Origin of the sequence: Streptomyces sp. 8N706 (assembly GCF_052245415.1) — a bacterium.
Taxonomy (GTDB): domain Bacteria; phylum Actinomycetota; class Actinomycetes; order Streptomycetales; family Streptomycetaceae; genus Streptomyces.
The window spans coordinates 1-17678 of the sequence record NZ_JBQQBW010000007.1; the positions used below are offsets into that span (position 1 = coordinate 1).

The 17678-nt window shown below is 69.7% G+C and carries 16 protein-coding genes and 1 pseudogene; 9 read left to right on the forward strand and 8 right to left on the reverse strand.

Annotation, left to right across the window (positions count from 1 at the left end):
* The 7 genes from ACTWQE_RS04730 to ACTWQE_RS04760 all read left to right on the forward strand — a co-directional run.
* The coding region (locus ACTWQE_RS04730; protein WP_443327522.1) for a thiolase family protein at positions 1 to 534 on the forward strand (534 nt) is incomplete at its 5' end.
* A gap of 42 nt (positions 535 to 576) precedes the next feature.
* Positions 577 to 1335 carry a 3-oxoacyl-ACP reductase FabG gene (fabG, locus tag ACTWQE_RS04735; protein WP_443327523.1) on the forward strand — a complete coding sequence of 253 codons (759 nt, stop codon included), beginning with the start codon at positions 577 to 579 and terminating at the stop codon, positions 1333 to 1335.
* An 88-nt stretch (positions 1336 to 1423) separates the two neighbouring features.
* Positions 1424 to 2617: an acyl-CoA dehydrogenase family protein gene (locus ACTWQE_RS04740; RefSeq protein ID WP_443327524.1), complete on the forward strand. Its 1194-nt coding sequence runs from the start codon at positions 1424 to 1426 to the stop codon at positions 2615 to 2617.
* A 208-nt stretch (positions 2618 to 2825) separates the two neighbouring features.
* The gene (locus tag ACTWQE_RS04745; RefSeq protein ID WP_443327525.1) at positions 2826 to 4322 is read left to right on the forward strand and encodes an AMP-binding protein; all 1497 of its coding nucleotides are present in this window, start codon (positions 2826 to 2828) and stop codon (positions 4320 to 4322) included.
* 264 nt (positions 4323 to 4586) lie between these two features.
* Positions 4587 to 5249, forward strand: a complete 663-nt coding sequence (locus tag ACTWQE_RS04750) for a DedA family protein (protein ID WP_443327526.1) — start codon at positions 4587 to 4589, stop codon at positions 5247 to 5249.
* Positions 5250 to 5337: 88 nt separating this feature from the next.
* Entirely contained in the window at positions 5338 to 6561 is a 1224-nt protein-coding gene (locus ACTWQE_RS04755; RefSeq protein WP_443327527.1) for a sensor histidine kinase, read from the forward strand.
* Positions 6552 to 7196, forward strand: coding sequence for a response regulator (locus tag ACTWQE_RS04760; protein ID WP_443327528.1), 645 nt, complete (start codon positions 6552 to 6554; stop codon positions 7194 to 7196). The genes ACTWQE_RS04755 and ACTWQE_RS04760 overlap by 10 nt, the downstream gene beginning before the upstream one ends.
* A gap of 182 nt (positions 7197 to 7378) precedes the next feature.
* Here the strand turns inward: ACTWQE_RS04760 and ACTWQE_RS04765 are convergent, their stop codons facing one another.
* From ACTWQE_RS04765 to ACTWQE_RS04800, 8 genes and pseudogenes are all read right to left on the reverse strand, one after another.
* On the reverse strand, positions 7379 to 8662 hold the full coding sequence (locus tag ACTWQE_RS04765) for an ATP-binding protein (RefSeq protein ID WP_443327529.1): 1284 nt from the start codon (positions 8660 to 8662) through the stop codon (positions 7379 to 7381).
* Between the two features lie 518 nt (positions 8663 to 9180).
* The gene (locus ACTWQE_RS04770) at positions 9181 to 9942 is read right to left on the reverse strand and encodes a class E sortase (protein ID WP_443327530.1); all 762 of its coding nucleotides are present in this window, start codon (positions 9940 to 9942) and stop codon (positions 9181 to 9183) included.
* A gap of 219 nt (positions 9943 to 10161) precedes the next feature.
* On the reverse strand, positions 10162 to 11799 hold the full coding sequence (locus ACTWQE_RS04775; RefSeq protein WP_443327531.1) for an FAD-dependent oxidoreductase: 1638 nt from the start codon (positions 11797 to 11799) through the stop codon (positions 10162 to 10164).
* 440 nt (positions 11800 to 12239) lie between these two features.
* Complete coding sequence (locus tag ACTWQE_RS04780) at positions 12240 to 13229, reverse strand: glycine betaine ABC transporter substrate-binding protein (RefSeq protein WP_443327532.1); 990 nt, start codon at positions 13227 to 13229, stop codon at positions 12240 to 12242.
* Positions 13229 to 14095 carry an ABC transporter permease gene (locus tag ACTWQE_RS04785; protein WP_443327533.1) on the reverse strand — a complete coding sequence of 289 codons (867 nt, stop codon included), beginning with the start codon at positions 14093 to 14095 and terminating at the stop codon, positions 13229 to 13231. The genes ACTWQE_RS04780 and ACTWQE_RS04785 overlap by 1 nt, the downstream gene beginning before the upstream one ends.
* Positions 14092 to 15390, reverse strand: a complete 1299-nt coding sequence (locus tag ACTWQE_RS04790; RefSeq protein ID WP_443327534.1) for an ABC transporter ATP-binding protein — start codon at positions 15388 to 15390, stop codon at positions 14092 to 14094. The genes ACTWQE_RS04785 and ACTWQE_RS04790 overlap by 4 nt, the downstream gene beginning before the upstream one ends.
* The gene (locus ACTWQE_RS04795) at positions 15383 to 16030 is read right to left on the reverse strand and encodes an ABC transporter permease (RefSeq protein ID WP_443327535.1); all 648 of its coding nucleotides are present in this window, start codon (positions 16028 to 16030) and stop codon (positions 15383 to 15385) included. The genes ACTWQE_RS04790 and ACTWQE_RS04795 overlap by 8 nt, the downstream gene beginning before the upstream one ends.
* Before the next feature lie 280 nt (positions 16031 to 16310).
* Positions 16311 to 16576 (reverse strand): annotated as a pseudogene (locus ACTWQE_RS04800) (Lrp/AsnC family transcriptional regulator); the annotation flags it as partial.
* A gap of 92 nt (positions 16577 to 16668) precedes the next feature.
* On the opposite strand from ACTWQE_RS04800, the gene ACTWQE_RS04805 reads away from it, so the two are divergent.
* Both ACTWQE_RS04805 and ACTWQE_RS04810 read left to right on the forward strand, forming a co-directional pair.
* Positions 16669 to 17304, forward strand: a complete 636-nt coding sequence (locus ACTWQE_RS04805; RefSeq protein WP_443327619.1) for a nucleotide-binding protein — start codon at positions 16669 to 16671, stop codon at positions 17302 to 17304.
* The gene (locus ACTWQE_RS04810; RefSeq protein WP_443327536.1) at positions 17301 to 17564 is read left to right on the forward strand and encodes a hypothetical protein; all 264 of its coding nucleotides are present in this window, start codon (positions 17301 to 17303) and stop codon (positions 17562 to 17564) included. Before ACTWQE_RS04805 ends, ACTWQE_RS04810 begins: the two co-directional genes overlap by 4 nt.
* The last annotated feature ends 114 nt before the right edge of the window (positions 17565 to 17678 follow it).

A 17678-nucleotide genomic window follows, 5' to 3' on the forward strand; every position in this document is an offset into this window, starting at 1 on the left:
GATGAGGGCATCCGCGAGGACACCACCGCCGAGCGCCTCGCCTCCCTCAAGCCGGTCTTCCGCCAGGGCGGCAGCGTCACCGCCGGCAATGCCTCCCCGATGAACGACGGCGCCGCCGGTCTGCTGCTGGTCAGCGAGGAGGCGCTGGGCGAGCTGGAGCTGGAGCCGCTGGGCCGCTACGCCGCCGGCGCCAGTGCCGGGGTCCACCCCGACACCATGGGCATCGGCCCGGTCCCCGCCACCCGCAAGGCGCTTGCCCGGCTCGGCCGGGACATCGCCGGCATCGAGGAGGCCGAGTTCAATGAGGCCTTCGCCGCTCAGGCACTTGCCTGCATGGACCAGTTGGGCATCGATCCGGAGCTCGTCAACCCCACCGGCGGCGCCATCGCGCTCGGCCACCCCCTCGGCTGCTCCGGCGCCCGCATCCTCACCACCTTGCTGCACCGTATGCGCCGCACCGGCGCCCGCCGCGGGCTGGCCACCATGTGCGTCGGCGTCGGCCAAGGCAGCGCCGTGGTCGTCGACCGTGGCTGACACCCACTCACTGCAGAAGACATCACCGATGGGAGAACATTCGTGAGCAGGTTCACCGACAAGGTCGCTGTCGTCACCGGAGCCGCCCAGGGCATCGGCGCGGCCACCGCCCGGCGCCTGGCCGAGGAGGGCGCCGCCGTCGCCGTCGTCGACCTGACCGCCGAGCGGGGCGAGGCCGTCGCGGCGCAGATCCGGGAGAAGGGCGGCACCGCCCGTGCGTACGGATGCGACGTCGCCGACCTCGACGCCGTCGAGGTCGTCTTCGCGCGGATCGTCGAGGAGCTGGGCGGCCTGCACATCTTGGTCAACAACGCCGGCATCACCCGCGACAACCTCTTCTTCAAGATGCCGAAGGCCGACTGGGACACCGTCCTCACCGTCAACCTCACCAGCGCCTTCAACTGTGCCCAAGCCGCGCAGACCTACATGGTGAAGCAGCGGTACGGCAAGATCGTCTCACTCAGCAGTCGCTCCGCCCTGGGCAACCGCGGCCAGGCCAACTACGCCGCCGCCAAAGCCGGGATCCAGGGCCTCACCGCAACCCTCGCCATCGAGCTGGGCCCGTACGACATCAACGTCAACGCGGTCGCCCCCGGGTACATCGCCACTGCCATGACCGCCGCCACCGCCGAGCGGGTCGGCTCCGCACCCGAGGAGCACCAGCAGCTGGCCGCCGAGCGCACCCCGCTGCGCCGCGTCGGGCAGCCCGAGGAGATCGCCGCCGTGGTCGCGTTCCTCGCCGGCGACGACGCCTCGTACGTCAGTGGCCAGACCCTGTACGTCAACGGCGGAGCCCGCTGAAGACAGGCAGCAGAGCCGCCGCCGGCTACGGGGGGCGGATCCCTCGGCCCGTTTCGATGTCCATCACGTCATCACGTAAGGAAGCACCGTGAGCAACAGCCGTACTCTCGCTCCGTTCGACCCGATGGATCCGCTGGGCCTGGACTCCCAGCTCTCCGAGGACGAACGGGACGTCCGCGACACCGTCCGGAAGTTCTGTGCGGAACACGTGACCCCCTACGTCGCGGACTGGTTCGAGGCCGGTGATCTGCCGACCGCGCGGGAACTCGCCAAGGAGTTCGGCAAGCTCGGCGTGCTCGGCATGCACCTCGAGGGCTACGGGTGCGCCGGCGCCGGCGCCGTGCACTACGGTCTGGCCTGCCTGGAACTGGAAGCCGCCGACTCGGGCATTCGCTCGATGGTCTCCGTGCAGGGCTCACTGGCGATGTACGCGATCTGGGCGAACGGTTCCGAGGAGCAGAAACAGGAGTGGCTGCCGCGCATGGCCGCGGGCGAGGCCATCGGCTGCTTCGGTCTGACCGAGCCCGACTCGGGATCCGACCCGGGCTCGATGACGACCACGGCCCGGCGCGACGGCACGGACTGGGTCCTGAACGGCCGCAAGATGTGGATCACCAACGGCAGCATCGCCGACGTCGCCGTGGTGTGGGCGTCCACCGAGGACGGAGTCCGTGGTTTCGTCGTTCCGACCGACACGCCCGGATTCAGCGCCCCCAAGATCAAGCACAAGCTGTCCTTGCGGGCGTCGGTGACCAGCGAACTGGTGCTGGACGACGTCCGGTTGCCCGGCAGCGCGATGCTGCCCAAGGCTAAGGGGCTCTCCGGACCACTCGGCTGCCTGAGCGAGGCGCGGTACGGAATCATCTGGGGCGCCATAGGATCCGCCCGGTCCGCCTGGCAGGCCGCGCTCGAATACGCCCAGCAGCGCACCCAGTTCGGCAAGCCGATCGCAGGCTTCCAGCTCACCCAGGCCAAGCTCGTCGACATGGCGGTGGAACTGCACAAGGGCCTGCTGCTGTCCCTGCACCTCGGTCGTCAGAAGGACACGGTCGGCCTGCGCCCCGAACAGGTCAGCTTCGGCAAGCTCAACAACACACGCGAGGCGCTGGGGATCTGCCGGACCGCGCGCTCCATCCTCGGTGGCAACGGCATTTCGCTGGAGTACCCGGTGATCCGGCACATGGTGAACCTCGAAACGGTGCTGACCTATGAGGGCACGGCCGAGATCCACCAGCTGGTGCTCGGACAGGCGTTCACCGGGCACAACGCGTTCCGCGGATAGGAGACGTGGCCGGACCCGACGGCTCGGCCCCGCGCGTGCGAACGCGGGGCGGACGTCGAGCTCGCGGCGGTCGCGCCGGTTCGACCAGGCCGCACGGATAACCGCCAACCCGCCGACCGTACCGGCCACAGGCAGTCACACGCGGGCTGCACCGCCGGCTCGCGAACACGTCCGTACAGGACACCGCTCAATGAGGAGAGGATTCCGGATGACCGCAACCGTCTGCTTCGAAGACACGGAGATCGCCCCCGAGGAGCTTGATGCCCGGGCGCGCAAACTGGCGGGCGGCCTGGCGGCGCTGGGGCTGCGCGAGGGCGATGTGGTCGCGGTGCTCCTGCGCAACGATCCGGTCTACGTGGACATCATCCTCGCCTGCCGGATCGGCGGGTTCTCCTACTGCCCCCTCAACTGGCATTTCACGCCGTCCGAAATCGGCTACATCATCCAGGATTCCCGCGCCCGGGTGGTGGTCGGCCACGCAGATCTGCTCGACGCGGCACGCTCCGCGCTGCCCCACGGCGTCACCACGCTCGCCGTCGCGGGCGATGCCGGCGTCGAAGCGGTCGAGTACGAGAACTGGCTGGTGGACCAGCCGGATTACAGCGGCCCGGTCGTCGCACCGCGCGGGCACATGGCCTACACCTCGGGCACGACGGGACGGCCCAAGGGCGTGGTCCGCGCTCCCATACCCCTGGGGGAGCTGGAGCTGTACCGGAGTCGGTCCCTCGAGGTGATGGAGGCCTGTTTCGGGGTGCGGGCCGGCTGCCGTGCCCTCATACCGGCTCCGCTTTACCACAGTGCGCCGAGCGGGTTCGTGCAGTGGACGAGCCAGATCGCCGACACCCTCGTCATCGCACCTCGCTTCGACGCCGAGCAGACGCTCGCCCTGATCGAGCGCCACCGCGTCGACACCCTGTACTGCGTCCCGACCATGTACGTCCGCCTGCTGAAACTGCCGCGCAGCGTGCGTGAGCGCTATGACCTGTCCTCGCTGCGGTTCGTCGGTTCCACGGGCGCGCCCTGTGCTCCGGAGGTGAAGAAGGCGCTGATCGACTGGCTCGGGCCGATCGTGTACGAGACCTACGCCTCCAGCGAGAGCGGCTGGATCACCGTCATCGACTCGAAGGAGGCACGTGAGCGTCCCGGCAGTGTCGGCCGTCCGGTCGGCGAGGCGCGGATCCGGGTCGTCTCCCCGGACGGCGTGGACTGTCCCCCCGGTGAGACCGGGATCATCTACGTGCGGCAGCCCGCGTACACCGACTTCACCTACCGGAATCAGCCCGAGGCGCGTGAGCGCGTCGCTCTGGACGACCTGATCACCCTCGGTGACATGGGCTATCTCGACGAGGACGGTTACCTCTACATCTGCGATCGCGCGGTGGACATGGTGATCTCCGGTGGAGTCAACATCTATCCGGTTGAGATCGAGAACGCGATCCTTGTGCAGCCCGGTGTGCTCGACTGCGCGGTGTTCGGTGTGCCTGACCCGGAATTCGGCGAGCGGCTGCACGCCCTGGTGCAACCGGAGCGCGACGCCGTGATCGAGCCGGGGGAGCTCGGCCAGGCCCTGCGCGCCACGCTCGCCGGATTCAAGGTGCCGCGGAACATCGAGATCGTCGACGACCTGCCGCGTGACGACAACGGCAAGATTGCCAAGCATCGCATCCGTGCGCAGTACGCGGAGCCGGGGAAGCGACAGGCCTGACGGTCGGAGTGGAAGTCCTCGGCGCAGCCAACGCTCGACGAAGAGGCCGTGCGTCGGCAGCATCGCCGCGGGCAGCAGCGCTGCCATGTGGCCGATCCAGCCTTACCGGCCTACGGACAGTGCGGTTTTCCGCAGGTCGAGTACTGCGGAGAACACCACCATGCCGGATGGCAATCCTCATAGCGCCGGTGATCTGCGGTTTCTAGCTTGGAGGGGCATCGGGGCGCCTGCCCCGGGCGATTGACCCGCGGCTAGGAGACCTACATGCACGTCACATCCTTGGCTCTGCCTGAGGAACCCGCGGACGGAATCGCGGGCTGGGCCGCCGATCTCGTCGACACTTTGGGCGGTCCGGGAGCCGGCTTGGCCATCGCGCTGGAGAACCTCTTTCCACCGCTGCCCAGCGAGGTGATTCTGCCGCTGACCGGGTTCGCCGCCGGACAGGGAGTACTCACGCCGGCCTCGGCGCTGTTCTGGACCACGCTCGGTTCCGTTGCGGGAGCCGTGGTCCTCTACTGGATCGGGATGCTTTTCGGCCGTGAACGCATGCACGCGATCTGGGCGAAGCTGCCGCTGGTCCAGATCTCCGATCTGGAGCGCACGGAGGAATGGTTTGCGAAGCACGGCACCAAGGCGGTCTTCCTCGGCCGCATGGTGCCGATCTTCCGCAGCCTCATATCCGTCCCCGCCGGGGTGGAGCGGATGCCCCTGCTCGTGTTCCTCATGCTGACCACGCTCGGCAGCCTGATCTGGAACTCGGTCCTGGTATTGGCCGGTTACTGGCTGGGCGACCAGTGGGCGGCGGTGGAGACCTACGTCGGGATCCTCTCCAAGGCCGTCCTGGCTCTGGTCGTCGTCGCCCTCGCGGCGTACGTGGCCGTACGGCTGCGCGGCCGGAACCGGGCCCAGCACCGCCGCACTTCATGACCCGCCACACGCACTCCCGCACGGGCCCGTCCCAGCGCAGTCTGGGCGATCTTGCTCCGGCTGTGCGGCCGCACTAGGCTCGGTCCCCGTGCAGGGGGACTCCGCAGGCATCAGCACCCATCACTTCGCGGGCCCGATGAGTCAGGACGACTCCGGAGAGGACGTCGTCGCGGCGGTCCGGACACCTTCCTGGCCGCGCAGGAGCCTCGGTGCGCTCCTCGGCTGTGCCACGGCCCTGTTCAGCTTCTCGTACTTCCTCCTTGTCGGCACTGCCCTCGGCTCTTTCCTGCTGTGGCCGCTCACCCGGCCCAGTGCCCTCAGCGTCCTCATGGCCGGAGCTCGCCGGCTGACAGCCCTGGAGCGGGCCCGTCGGTCCGTCTTCTTCGGCGACCGCTTTCCCGAGCGCTACAGGGCGTCCGACCAGAAGGTCCTGCGCTATCTGGCGGTCCGCAGTTACTCGGGGCTGCTGTGCGGAGTCGTGATCGGACTGCTGGGTTTCGGCGTCGTCCTGGCGGGGCTGCTGCTGAGGGGGATGGCTCAGGGGACGGTCCGCTGGGACGAGTTGCTGATGCAGGTGCTCCTCGGCGGCGTGCTGCTCTTCCTCGACGTTCAGGGGCTCCACTCGCTTGCCGCCCTGGACGCGCGGATCGCCCGCGAGTGTTTCGGCCCCTCCGAGGGGGAACTGCTGCAGCGCCGCATCGACGAACTGGCCGCCAGCCGGGCGGCGGTTGTGCAGGCGGTCGACGCGGAACGCCGGCGCATCGAGCGGGATCTCCACGACGGAGTTCAGCAGCGTCTGGTGGCGCTCGCCATGCTGCTCGGCCGTGCACGCAGGGGGCGTAGTCCCGAGCAAGCGGACGCCCTCCTGCGCCAGGCGCACCAGGAGTCGGGGGATGTCCTCACAGAACTGCGCGAAGTGGCCTGGCGGGTCTATCCCTCAGCGCTGGACAGCCTGGGGCTCGAGGAGGCGCTGGGCGGGGTGTCCGAGCGGTGCAGCATCCCCATCCGTACGGCGTTCGACGTCGGCGGGCCACTTACGCAGCCCGTGGAGACGGCCGCGTACTTCGTGGTGTCGGAGTCCGTGACCAACGCGGCCAAGCACTCCGGTGCCACGGCCATCTCCGTCCAGGTCGTGCTCCGCGGCAGGGTGCTGGCGGTACGGATCCAGGACAACGGCAGAGGCGGCGCGAATCCCACGGGCAGCGGGCTGCGCGGGTTGCGCAGCCGGGTGACCGCGCTCGACGGCACTCTGCACATCGACAGCCCCGTGGGGGGACCGACCACCATTACCGCGGAGCTTCCATGCGCGTGATGATCGCCGAGGACTCGACCCTGTTACGGGAAGGCCTGGTCCGGCTGCTGGTCGAAGAGGGGCACGAGGTCCTGGCTGCGTTCGGTGACGCGGTTTCCCTGCTGAAGGAGATGGAGTCGCGGCGACCGGACATCGTCGTCCTGGACATCCGGATGCCGCCGACGCACACCGACGAGGGGCTGCGTGCGGCGCTGGAGATCCGCGAACGGTGGCCGGAGATCGGGGTCCTGGTGCTGTCCCAGCACATCGAGCGCAATTATGCGGCCCAACTGCTTGCCTCCAACGCGGAACGGGTTGGATACCTCCTGAAGGACCGCGTCGCCCAGGTCGAGGAGTTTCTGGGCGCGTTGGAGCGCGTCCAGGCGGGCGGCGCTGCCATAGATCCCGAGGTGGTACGGCAACTGGTCATCCGCACCACGCACGGAGATCCGCTGGCCCGCCTCACTCCCCGCGAACGCAGTGTCCTCGAGACTCTGGCCCAGGGGCACACCAACATGGCCATCGCGGAGAAACTGCACATCTCGCTGAGTGCGGTGGAGAAGAACCTCAACACCATCTTCGACAAGCTGGAGTTGGCACACACCACTGGTTACAGTCGACGGATCCTGGCGGTGCTGAGGTATCTGGAGTCGTAGCGGCACCGCGGAAAAAGATCTCAGCCTACGAAACAATCGATCGGCGGGCTCCCCCGACTCGTGAAGCGGCCATACGTCAGAGCCGTAGGCAGGGTTCGCTCCGGACGCCGCAGAGCGTCAAGGTATGGAGCTTGATCGCCCGCGCCGGGCGAGCTCCGTCGATCTCCGTCCACCCAGCGACGTCACATCCGGGTGTATCGCTCCATGTCCTCGTGGAATTCTCTGAGCATCTGATCGGTGAGGGTCGGCCTGATGTCCTGGATGGCGGCGAGGTAGTCGTCCGTGGTGGCGGGCTCCCCTTTGCGGTGGATCACCTCGCGTTCGAAGGCCGCCTGCGCTCCCTTGCGCGCGGCGAACTCGATGTCCGCGGGGGTGAACATCTCGGTGGCCTCCACCAGCCGCGAGATGGTGACCGTTTCGGCAGCCGACCCCAGATACCGCTTCCAGATCGCGGCCCGCGCCTCCGTATCCGGTGGCCCGATCGGGATGACGTAGTCGAACCGGCCCGGGCGCAGGAACGCCGGGTCCAGGGAGCGTACGGAATTGGTCGCACAGACCATGAGGTGCTCGTCGTGCTCGCGGAAGCCGGGGATCAGTTTGAGCAGCTCGTTGGTCACCATGTGCCCCGGGTCGGCGGCCCTCCCCGTCCGTACGCCGGCGATCTCCTCGACCTCGTCGATGAAGAGTACGACCGACTCCAGGGCGGTGATGTCGGCGTACACCTCCCGCAGCGCCGCGGCCAGCCCCGCCGGGCCGCCGGCCGCAGCCAGGCGGGAGGGGAACAGCTCCACGAATGGCCAATCCAGCCGGGACGCGACCGCCTTGACGAAGCTGGTCTTTCCGGTCCCCGGCGGTCCGAAGAGGATCACCGCCTTCGGCGGGACGACCCCGTAACGCTCGACCAGCTCCGGCTCCTTCAACGGCAGTACGATCCGCCGCTCGACGATCTGCTTCTCGCGTTCCATCCCGGCCATGGCGTTCCACAGCCCGCTTGGCAGCACCCTCCCGCCGAGCGTCTCGAGCAGACCCGCGTCGGCCGCCGGCAGATGCTCCACCTTCTCGAAATAGACCAGCCTCTCCCGCGACCGGTAACCGGAATTCCGCAGCGCCGCCGTTCCGGTGGCGGCCTCCGGCAGCAGCGCGCTGATGCGCCGTACCCCTGACGCCCGGAGGCGCCGCTCCAGCTCGGCGAGCAGATCACTGCCGATCCCCCGGTGCCGCCAGCGCGCCGCCAGCGCCACCAGCAGGACCCACGCCCGCTCGCCGTCCGTCTGCGCCACCGCCGTCCCCACGAGCTCGTCGCCGACCAGTGCCACCACGGCGGGCTGCCCCGTCCGGGCCGCGGCCATGACCTCCGAGATCGGAAAGACCGGAGCCGGCTCGTCGTCCGCCCGGCTCTGGTCCCATACCTGAACGGCCTGGTCCAGGTCATCGTCGTGAAAGTCCCGTATCCGCCAGACCGGCATCCGTCACCACCTCCTCGCAGCCACTGCCACGAGCCTGTGACGGAGCGCGCCGCCCCGCACGCTGGACGCGCGGTCGGGCGACGCGTGTCCCCGGAACCGGGGCGCCGCCGCAACCCCCCGGAGGCCAGGTGGGAAGCCCCTCTCACGCGGTACTCCTGCGGGATGGGGTCCCCCCCAGCCACTGCCGTGGGGATCCCCGCCCAGCGTTAGCGGGGGAGGGCGGGATGGGGGAAGAATCCTCCCCCACAGCTGCCGTCCATCGCGTCGTAAGGAGCGGGGGCGCGGATGCCGCCACTCCACGTCGCAGGGCCGGCACAGTTGCGGACGGCCGGGGTGGAGGAGAGAGCGGCCGTCCCGGCCTGGCACCTCAAGTACACGGACATGGCACCGGTCGCGCAGTTGCCGGTTCCGCGGCTCCGGGGGCCGGACGGGGTGGGTTCGTCGAGGGTGGTGCCCCTGGGGCCGGCCGCCAGGTGCGCTGTGAGCGCCTTGCCCGCCAGATCCGAAGGAGTGCCGGGTCAGGGTGAGGCCGGCTTGCCGGGAGCCTTCCGCGTCGAGGTCAGCACGCCGACCTTGTCGATGCGGTGCTCGGGGTTGCCCTTGTCGTCGCGCCAGAAGTTTCCGGCCGCGTCGTCCTCCGGAGTCGCACAGGTCGAGATCGTGATCATGGATTCCGTGGGACGTTCACCCGGGGAACCGGGGACCGCCGCCCGCTGCTCGGCGAGAGAGCTCTCGGAGCGGAAAGAGGTCTCCCTGGTCTTGGTGATCTTGTATGCGTAGATCGTGCCACCCGACGTGACGAGCACCGAGTCGCCCTGGTCGAGGGACGGGAGGTTGCGCAGGGGCCCACCAGCGGAGAGGCGGTGGGCTGTCACGAGGTAGTTGCCGACCTCACCGGGGCCGACACCGCCATGGTCCCCGTACGGGCTGGTGGCCACGCCGCGGTTCTGGATCCGGGTACCCGGCCAGTCGTCGGTCGTTCCCTCGTACGGGACGACGTGCAGGTCCTTGAGGCCGATCGACGGGATCGTCAGCGAGGCGGTCCGGGTCTGCGTACTGGTCTCACGCGGAGTCGGCTTCGTCGAGGTCGTCTGCGGGGCGGGCGAGGGGCTGTCCGGCGACGGAGTCGTGGGCGTCTCCGTGGGCACCGTTGCGGTGGACGCTGAGCCCCGGGTGGCCATTCTGTCGGCTGCATCTTCGCTGCCACCGGAGAAACAGCCGGCAAGCACGGCGATGAGCGTGCCGGCGAGTGCGATCAAGGCCGCGCGGGAAGGTGACATGGTATTTGCCAGTCGAAGCGGGGGCGTATCGGACCAGGGCGGTCGAAGGTGAGCGCCTCTGGTCGACAACAACAGGAACCGATCAGGTGTTCCTCCGCCCCGGGCGTGCGAACGCTGACGCGCGCATCCTCGGCCCGGACATCTGTCGACATGCAGACCCAGCAGCGTCCGAGAAGGATCGGCCGGCGCGTGGACCTTGTGATCGAGGACAGGAGCGGCTCAGCTGCCCAGGTACTCGTGCACCAGGCGCACGGCCGTGGCTCCCTCGCCCACCGCCGAGGCGACACGTTTGATCGAGCCGTTCCGTACGTCTCCCGCCGCGAATACGCCGGGCATGCTCGTCTCCAGCGGCATGGGGTCCCGGCCGAGTGGCCAGCGCGCGGGGGAGTCCTCGCGGATCTCGCGCCCTGTCACCAGGTAGCCCTGCCCATCGCGCGCCATGCCGTCCGGGAGCCACTGCGTGTGCGGTTCGCCGCCGATCATGATGAACAGTGCGGCTGCCGGAACCCGCTCGACGGTGTGCGCTTCCCGGTCCCCGAGCGTCAGGTGTTCCAGGTGCCCATCGCCGCCACCGTCGACGACCTCCGTCCGATGGCGGACGATGATGTTCGGCGTCGCCCCGACGGCACGCACCAGGTAGGCCGACACCGACTTCGCCAGGCTGTCGCCCCGCACCACCAAGGTGACCGTGCGAGCGTGCTTGGCCAGATGTACCGCGGCCTGACCGGCCGAGTTTCCGGCGCCGACGATGAAGACGTCCTGGTCCCGCATCGCCCGGCTCTCGCCCACGGCCGTGCCGTAGAAGACGCCGGAACCGACCAGGGCTTCCAGACCCGGCACGCCGAGTCGCCGCCAGTCGACGCCTGTGGCGATCAGCACCGCGCGTGCGCTGACCTCGGAGCCGTCCAGCATGTGCACCACTCGCCGGTCGCCGCGGCGTTGGAGCGAGACCGCTTGCTGGGCGAAGACGATGTGCGCGCCCATCAGCCACGCCTGTTCGCAGGTCTGCTCCATGAGGTCGCCGCCGGCAATGCCGTGGGGGAACCCTGGATAGTTCCTGATCATCGGGCTCGTCCCGGCCTGCCCACCCGAGATGGCCTGTTCGAGCAGCACGGTGTCCAGTCCTTCGGACGCCGCGTACACCGCCGCCGTCAGGCCGGCGGGCCCGGCACCGACGATGGCGACGTCGCAGAGGTCCATGTCGTTCGTGACGTTGACCCCGAGCGCGCGGGCGAGATCGGGCAGTGTCGGATCGATGAACGCCTGGCTGTCATGGCGGATCACCACCGGCAGGTGCGACGCGTCGATGCCGGCCTCCTTCAGCAGACGCCGGCCGGCCTCCTCCTCGGCCGGGTAGACCGCGAACGGCAGGTTGAAGCGTGCCATCACATCGCGCAGCTGCAGCACACGGCGGTCGCCCTTGGGGGCGACGACGCGGAACAGCTCGAATGTCGGCTCCTGATCCCTCGTCCACGACGACAGGAACTCGCTCACCGCGCGGAACAGCATCTCGACGTCCGGCCACGGTCGCACGATGTGGTAGTCGGCGCGGCCGAGTGCCATCGCCTGTACGGCCGGGCTGGTCGACGAGTAGTCGCGGTCCACGAGCAGCACACGCTTGGCGCGCGGATACAGCTCGTGTGCCCGTGTGAGGACGTCGACGGAGTCGTCGTCCACGAGCAGCAGTGCGACGGGTTCCTCGGCGCGCGCGAGTTCCTGCACCTCGATGAGCGCGGCTTCCGGTGAGCCCGCGCCCTTCACCGTGAATGCTCTGCCGAACCGTCGCGTGAGATCGGCGAGCAGCACGCGAAGCGAACCCGGGTCGTGATCCACCACGAAAATGACTGGCCACGCCACCTGTGCAAGCCTAATGGCGGTCGGCCCGTCATGCGCGGCGACGGCTCGCTCGCCGCGCCAGTGGCTCTCCGGCCTCGGAGCCGCTCCCTGGGATCGATCTTCGGCTGCCGCGTGGGAATGAGGGAATGACCATCAAGCCGGCGTCGCGTCCGGGAGCACGTTGGGACCACACGTACGCACGCAGTCACACATCCCCAGCCCCGACCGACCGTGCGCCTCACACCCGATGACCTGGGGGAATGCCCGCCGCACTGTGCTGGGGGCCAAGGGGACCGCAGCATGCAGGTCGAACCGCCTGTGCGCCCTTGCGGGTCTGTACCTGCCACATCGGACTCATGATCTGCGCTGCGACGCCGAAGGGGCAGGGTGACCGCGACCTCACTTTTCGGCCCGGGTCGTGAGCCGGTGGTGATGGAGCCCATGCCTCGCGGAGCCGCCCATCAGCCCTCCCGGATGAAGCCCTCCCGCACCAGCCAGTCCTTCGCCACCTCGTGCGGGTCCTCCCCCTCCACGTCCACCCGTGCGTTCAGCCGCTGGGCCTCCGCGGCCGTCAGCCGTCTGCTGACCGGGGCGAGGATCCCGGCGATGGCGGGGTACTTCTCCATCGCGGCGCTGTTCATCTCCGGTGCCGCGTTGTAGTTCGGGAAGAAGTGCCGGTCGTCCTCCAGCACCTTCAGCTTCAGCTGCGGAAGGCGGCCGTCGGTGGTGGCGGCCACCCCGAGGGTGCAGGCGGAGCCCTTGGCGACCTGGGTGTAGACGACGCCGTCGTCCATCTTCTGGTAGTTCCCGGGCGGGAGGGTGAAGCCGTACTTCTTCGCCACGCCCGGCAGGCCGTCCTCGCGTACCGCGAATTCGCTTCCCCCGCAGATCGTGGCCGCGCCCGGGTTCTCCTTCACCAGACGCGCCACGTCGGAGAGGGTGCGCAGACGGTACTTCTGTGCGTTCGCCTGGTTCGCGACCAGCGCGTAGGTGTTGTCGAGCGGGGCCGCGGGCAGCCAGGTGATGCCGTGGCGGCGGTCCTCGTCGCGTACGGCCTCCCACTGCTCGTACGGATCGACGATCGGCCGGGTGTGCCCGAGGTACGTGATCCAGGCCGTGCCCGTGTACTCGTACATCCCGTCCGCCGCACCGGACTTGACCGCCTCGCGGGCACCGATCGAGCCCTGGATGTTCGTCCGGTCCAGGACTTCCGCGCCGGCCGCCTTGAAGACCAGCCCCATGATCTGGCCCAGGATGATCTGCTCGGTGAACTCCTTGGAGGTGACGGTCAGCCGGGCGCCCGCCAGCGGCCGCCCCTTTCCGATCGACCCCGGCCGCACCGAGTCGGCCAGCGGGCTGCCGCTGGTCAGCCCGCAGCCGCTCAGACCCGCGGCGGCGAGCAGCAGCGCGCACGCGCCCGCGGCGGCGGCCCGTACCCGGGACAGGCGCATCAGTCCACCTCCAGGCCGCGCGGGCGCAGCAGTAACTCGACGAGCATCCCCAGCCAGTCCACGATCAGCGCCATGGCGACCGTCAGCATCGAGCCGAGGACCAGCACCGGCATGCGCTGGTTGGTGATGCCGGAGGAGATCAGGTCGCCGAGGCCGCCGCCACCGCCGAAGGTGGCCAGCGTCGCGGTGCCGACGTTCAGCACCAGCGCGGTTCGTACGCCCGCCAGGATCAGCGGTACGGCCAGCGGCAGTTCGACCCGGAACAGCACCAGGCGCGGCGGCATCCCGATGCCGCGCGCCGCCTCCACGAGCGCCGGGTCGATGGCCTTCAGCCCGGCGACGGTGTTGCTCAGCACCGCGAACGCCACGATGCCGATCAGTGCCGCCCGCCGGCCGATGCCGAGCCAGATCACCAGCAGCGCCAGCAGGCCCAGGGCCGGGGTCGCCTGGCCGACATTGGCCGCCGCGACGAACGGCGGGGCGGCCCGGCGCAGGCTGCCGCGGGTCAGCGCCACGCCCAGCGGGATCGCGATGACGAGCACGAAGAACGTGGAGATCGCGACGAGTTCGGTCTGCTCGCGGAGCGTGGTGCGCACGATGCCGCCGGAGAGCGAGTTCCTGGCGATCGAGTCCAGCTCGGTGGTGTTGAGGTACAGAGCGGTGGCGCCGAGGGCGGCCGCGACGAAGGCCGGCACCGTCACCACCTTCTGCCAGGTGATACGGGGGGTGATACGGGGTGGGACCAGGTGGGGGGCGACGAGCCCGGTACCGGCCTCGTCCGGCCCCGGAGCCCGGTGACCGGCCTCGGGAGCGGCCCTGCCACCGGCCCCGCCGCCACCCCCGCCACTGACCTCGCTCCGGTTCACGCGGGCTCACCCCGGCCGGTCTGCCGAGCCTCCTCGGCCCGTCGCTCCTCCGGCGCTCCGTTCATCGCGTTCAGCAGTGTCGCCATGTCCACGACGCCGACGTACTCGCCGCCCTGCCCGGTGACCGCGACGGGGCCCCCGCCGTCGGCCAGCAGCGCCTCCAGCGCGTCCCCCAGCGTCGCTTCCACCCTGATCCGGCCCCGCACCGGGGCGCCCGCCGATAGCGGCAGGGGCTGGGTGGCAGGCTGCGCGCTCCGGGCGCGCGTCAGGTCCTCGCGCCGCAGCCAGGTGTGCGGGCGCCGGTCCCGGTCCAGCAGCAGCAGTTGCTCGGCGGAGGCGCAGGCGGAGGCGGCGCCCGCGCGGAGCAGCGCCAGGACGGTTTCCAGCGGGTCGTCGACGGTGGCGGTCGGGACGTCGGCGAGCTCCACCTCCCGTACGCGCTTGAGGTGCAGTCGCCTCACCCCGGCGCCCGCGCCCACGAATCCGGCGACGAAGTCGTCGGCCGGGCTGGTCAGGATGCCCTCCGGAGTGTCGAACTGGGCGATGTGCGACCGCTCGCGCAGCACCGCGATCCGGTCGCCGACCTTGATGGCCTCGTCGAAGTCGTGGGTGACGAAGACGATCGTCTTGCGCAACTCTTGCTGGAGCCGGATCAGCTGGTCCTGGAGGCGTTCGCGGGTGATGGGGTCGACGGCCCCGAAGGGCTCGTCCATCAGCAGCACGGGCGGGTCGGCGGCCAGCGCCCGCGCCACCCCGACCCGCTGCTGCTGGCCGCCGGAGAGCCGGCGCGGATAGCGGCCGCGGAACTCCCCGGGATCCAGCCCGACCAGATGGAGCATCTCCTCGACCCGGTCCCGCACCTTCGCCCGGGGCCAGCCGGCCATCTTCGGTACGAGCGCGATGTTCTCCGCGACGGTCATGTGCGGGAAGAGGCCGGTGGCCTGGATGGCGTAGCCGATGGTGCGGCGGAGCGCCACGGGGTCGATGCCGGTGACGTCCTCGCCGCCGATGGTGATCCGCCCCGAGGTCGGCTCGATCAGCCGGTTGATCATCTTGAGGGTGGTGCTCTTGCCACAGCCCGAGGGGCCCACGAGGACCACGGTCTCGCCCGCCGCGATGTCCAGGGTCACGTCTTCCACGGCCGGAGCGGGACTGTCCGGATAGCGCTTGGTGAGGTTGTCCAGTCGGATACTCGCGCCGGCGGTGGCCGGCCGGGCGGGCCCGGCAGGCTCCGGGGTTGCGGAAGCCCGGGTGGTAAGTCCGGCTGTTTCGGCGGTTTCGGCAGGTTCAGCCACGGATCCCCCGTGAGATGGTGAGCCGTCCGATCAGCACGTACCCGGCGTCGAACAGCAGGGCGAGGACGACGATTCCGAGCGTCCCGGACAGTACTTCGTTGAGCGCGTTCGCACTGCCCAGGCTGGAGATCCCGCGGAAGATCTGGTTGCCGAGCCCGGGCCCCGAGGCGAAGGCCGCAATCGCCGCGATACCCATCAGCATCTGGGTCGCCACCCGGACGCCGGTGAGGATCGGGGGCCAGGCGAGCGGCAGTTCGACCCGCAGCAGCCGGGCGAACCGCGACATCCCCATGCCCTTGGCGGTCTCGACGAGGGCCGGGTCGATCCCGCGTAACCCGACGACCGCGTTGCGGACCACGGGCAGCAGCCCGTAGAGCGTCAGCGCGATGACGGTCGGCGCGACGCCGAGGCCGACGACCGGGACGAGCAGGCCGATGAGGGCCAGGGAGGGGACGGTGAGGATGGTCGCGGTCGTGGTGATCGCGAGGTTTCCCGCCCACTCCGTGCGGTAGGTGAGGACGCCGATCAGGACCCCGAGCACCGTGGCGGCGACCATGCACTGGAAGACGGCGCTGGCGTGCTGGTAGGCGTCCACCAGCAGTTGCTGGTAGCGGGTGCCCAGGTACTCCCAGAAGCTCACTGCGCGGCCCCTCCCTCAGGGGCGGTCCTCCAGCGGTGAGCGCTCCCTACCGCGCCTGTCGCGTCGCCTGGCGCACTAGGGCGTGTTTCGAAAGTCCTTCCCCCAGACTCCGTCCGGGAGGTGCCCCCAGGCTCGCGACGCCTGGCACGCACGCTCGCTGCGTTGTCGGGCTCGTCCGAGTACGCCCAGTACGAGGACGACCCTCCGCCTTGCGATCGCACGCACCAGCCGCCGCGACCCCCGCCCTTCGGGCGGACGGCGCTACTTTCGAAACACGCCCTAGGGGAATGATCCGGAGCGGCACCGGATTCTCCATCCGATCGCCGTCGTGGCCCGCATGCTGCCATCGAAAACCCACCCCCCGGTCGATCACGTGCCGCGCGTCCGGATCCGAGCGTGCCACCAAACGGCACAGCATGTCACCAGGGGCCGTGGTGGTGCGGAGCTCCAGCACTTCCGGTACGCGCCCAAGTGTGCCCCTATGTCCCCGCCTTGGCCCTGCATGATCTCCCGCGTGGCGAACGTGGCCACCGGACGGCCCAGCGCCGTAGCGGTTTCTGACTGCTTGCGAGTGAACGCCGAAACTCCGCCCTCGCGCCGACCGTCACCAGGCGAGGGAGCCCATTAGGTTGGCACTCGTGCTGCTGAGCTGTGCGTTTGTGAACCTCAAACCGGGAGTCGGTAAGACGACCAGTGCTGTGTGGCTGGCCCACGCGCTTCACGAGTCGGGCTTCTCGCCGCTGCTGGTCGACGGTGATCCAGCCGCCTCCGCGCTGCGCTGGAGCGAATTGGCCGGTGGTTTTCCGTTTCCCGTAGTCGCCTTGCCGGTGGGGGACGTGCACCGTCGCGTGAACGACTTCCTCGGCGGACGGCAGGCCGTCGTCCTCGACGCGCCGCAGTTGGAGGATCATCCTCGTATCGCCCGCAGCATCATGAGGTACGCGAGCGAGTGGATCGTGCCGGTGACCCCCGCTCCTATCGAACTGGACCGGATGGCACCCATCCGTGGCGAGATGGGCGACGTGCAGTCCTTGCGCGCCGAGCCGGCCCGCATCGCCGTCCTGCTGAATCGCACGAATCGTCCCGACGCCACGCGCACCGGCCCGGATGCCGACGCTCGTGAGGCGCTCACCGAGTGGGGCTTCGTGGTGCTGGGCACCCAGATTGCGAGGCTCGACTTGTACGCCCAGTCGTTCGGCAGCGCGGTCCGGCCCAAAGGCTCGGCGTACATGGACCTTGCCCATGAACTCATCAAGCGTCAGGAAGAAGCATGAACCAGCGGAAGGACAGATACCGTGCGGCACTGGAGCGCGGACAGGACACCGTTGCCCGGTCTGCCAAGGTCGCCACGCTGCACAGCAGAGGCGTACGGGTGACCATCGAGGTGGACCCGGACCTGCAACGGGACCTGACGCGATGGGTGGGCCGACCGGTTTCCACGCTGGTGCTTGCCGGTACGACCGTCCTGCGTGCCCTGGCCGATACCGCCGCCAGTGCCCGGTCCGTCGGCGGCGGCCGACGTACCGCGCCGTAAGGACTTCGAGGACGACGCAGGACCGCGAGAAGCGAAGAGTGGCGTCGCCGCACATGCTCGTACCCGAGCTGGACCACGACCTCGTCCCCGTGGGGCGCGTCCCGCGGGACCACA

What these genes read in the sequence shown, in the direction of transcription:
- ACTWQE_RS04750 (WP_443327526.1), top strand. Translation starts at nt 4,587, where the DNA reads ATGCACGTCACATCCTTGGCTCTGCCTGAGGAACCCGCGGACGGAATC.
- ACTWQE_RS04745 (WP_443327525.1), top strand. Translation starts at nt 2,826, where the DNA reads ATGACCGCAACCGTCTGCTTCGAAGACACGGAGATCGCCCCCGAGGAG.
- ACTWQE_RS04765 (WP_443327529.1), bottom strand. Translation starts at nt 8,662, where the DNA reads ATGCCGGTCTGGCGGATACGGGACTTTCACGACGATGACCTGGACCAG.
- ACTWQE_RS04770 (WP_443327530.1), bottom strand. Translation starts at nt 9,942, where the DNA reads ATGTCACCTTCCCGCGCGGCCTTGATCGCACTCGCCGGCACGCTCATC.
- ACTWQE_RS04760 (WP_443327528.1), top strand. Translation starts at nt 6,552, where the DNA reads ATGCGCGTGATGATCGCCGAGGACTCGACCCTGTTACGGGAAGGCCTG.
- ACTWQE_RS04810 (WP_443327536.1), top strand. Translation starts at nt 17,301, where the DNA reads ATGAACCAGCGGAAGGACAGATACCGTGCGGCACTGGAGCGCGGACAG.
- ACTWQE_RS04780 (WP_443327532.1), bottom strand. Translation starts at nt 13,229, where the DNA reads ATGCGCCTGTCCCGGGTACGGGCCGCCGCCGCGGGCGCGTGCGCGCTG.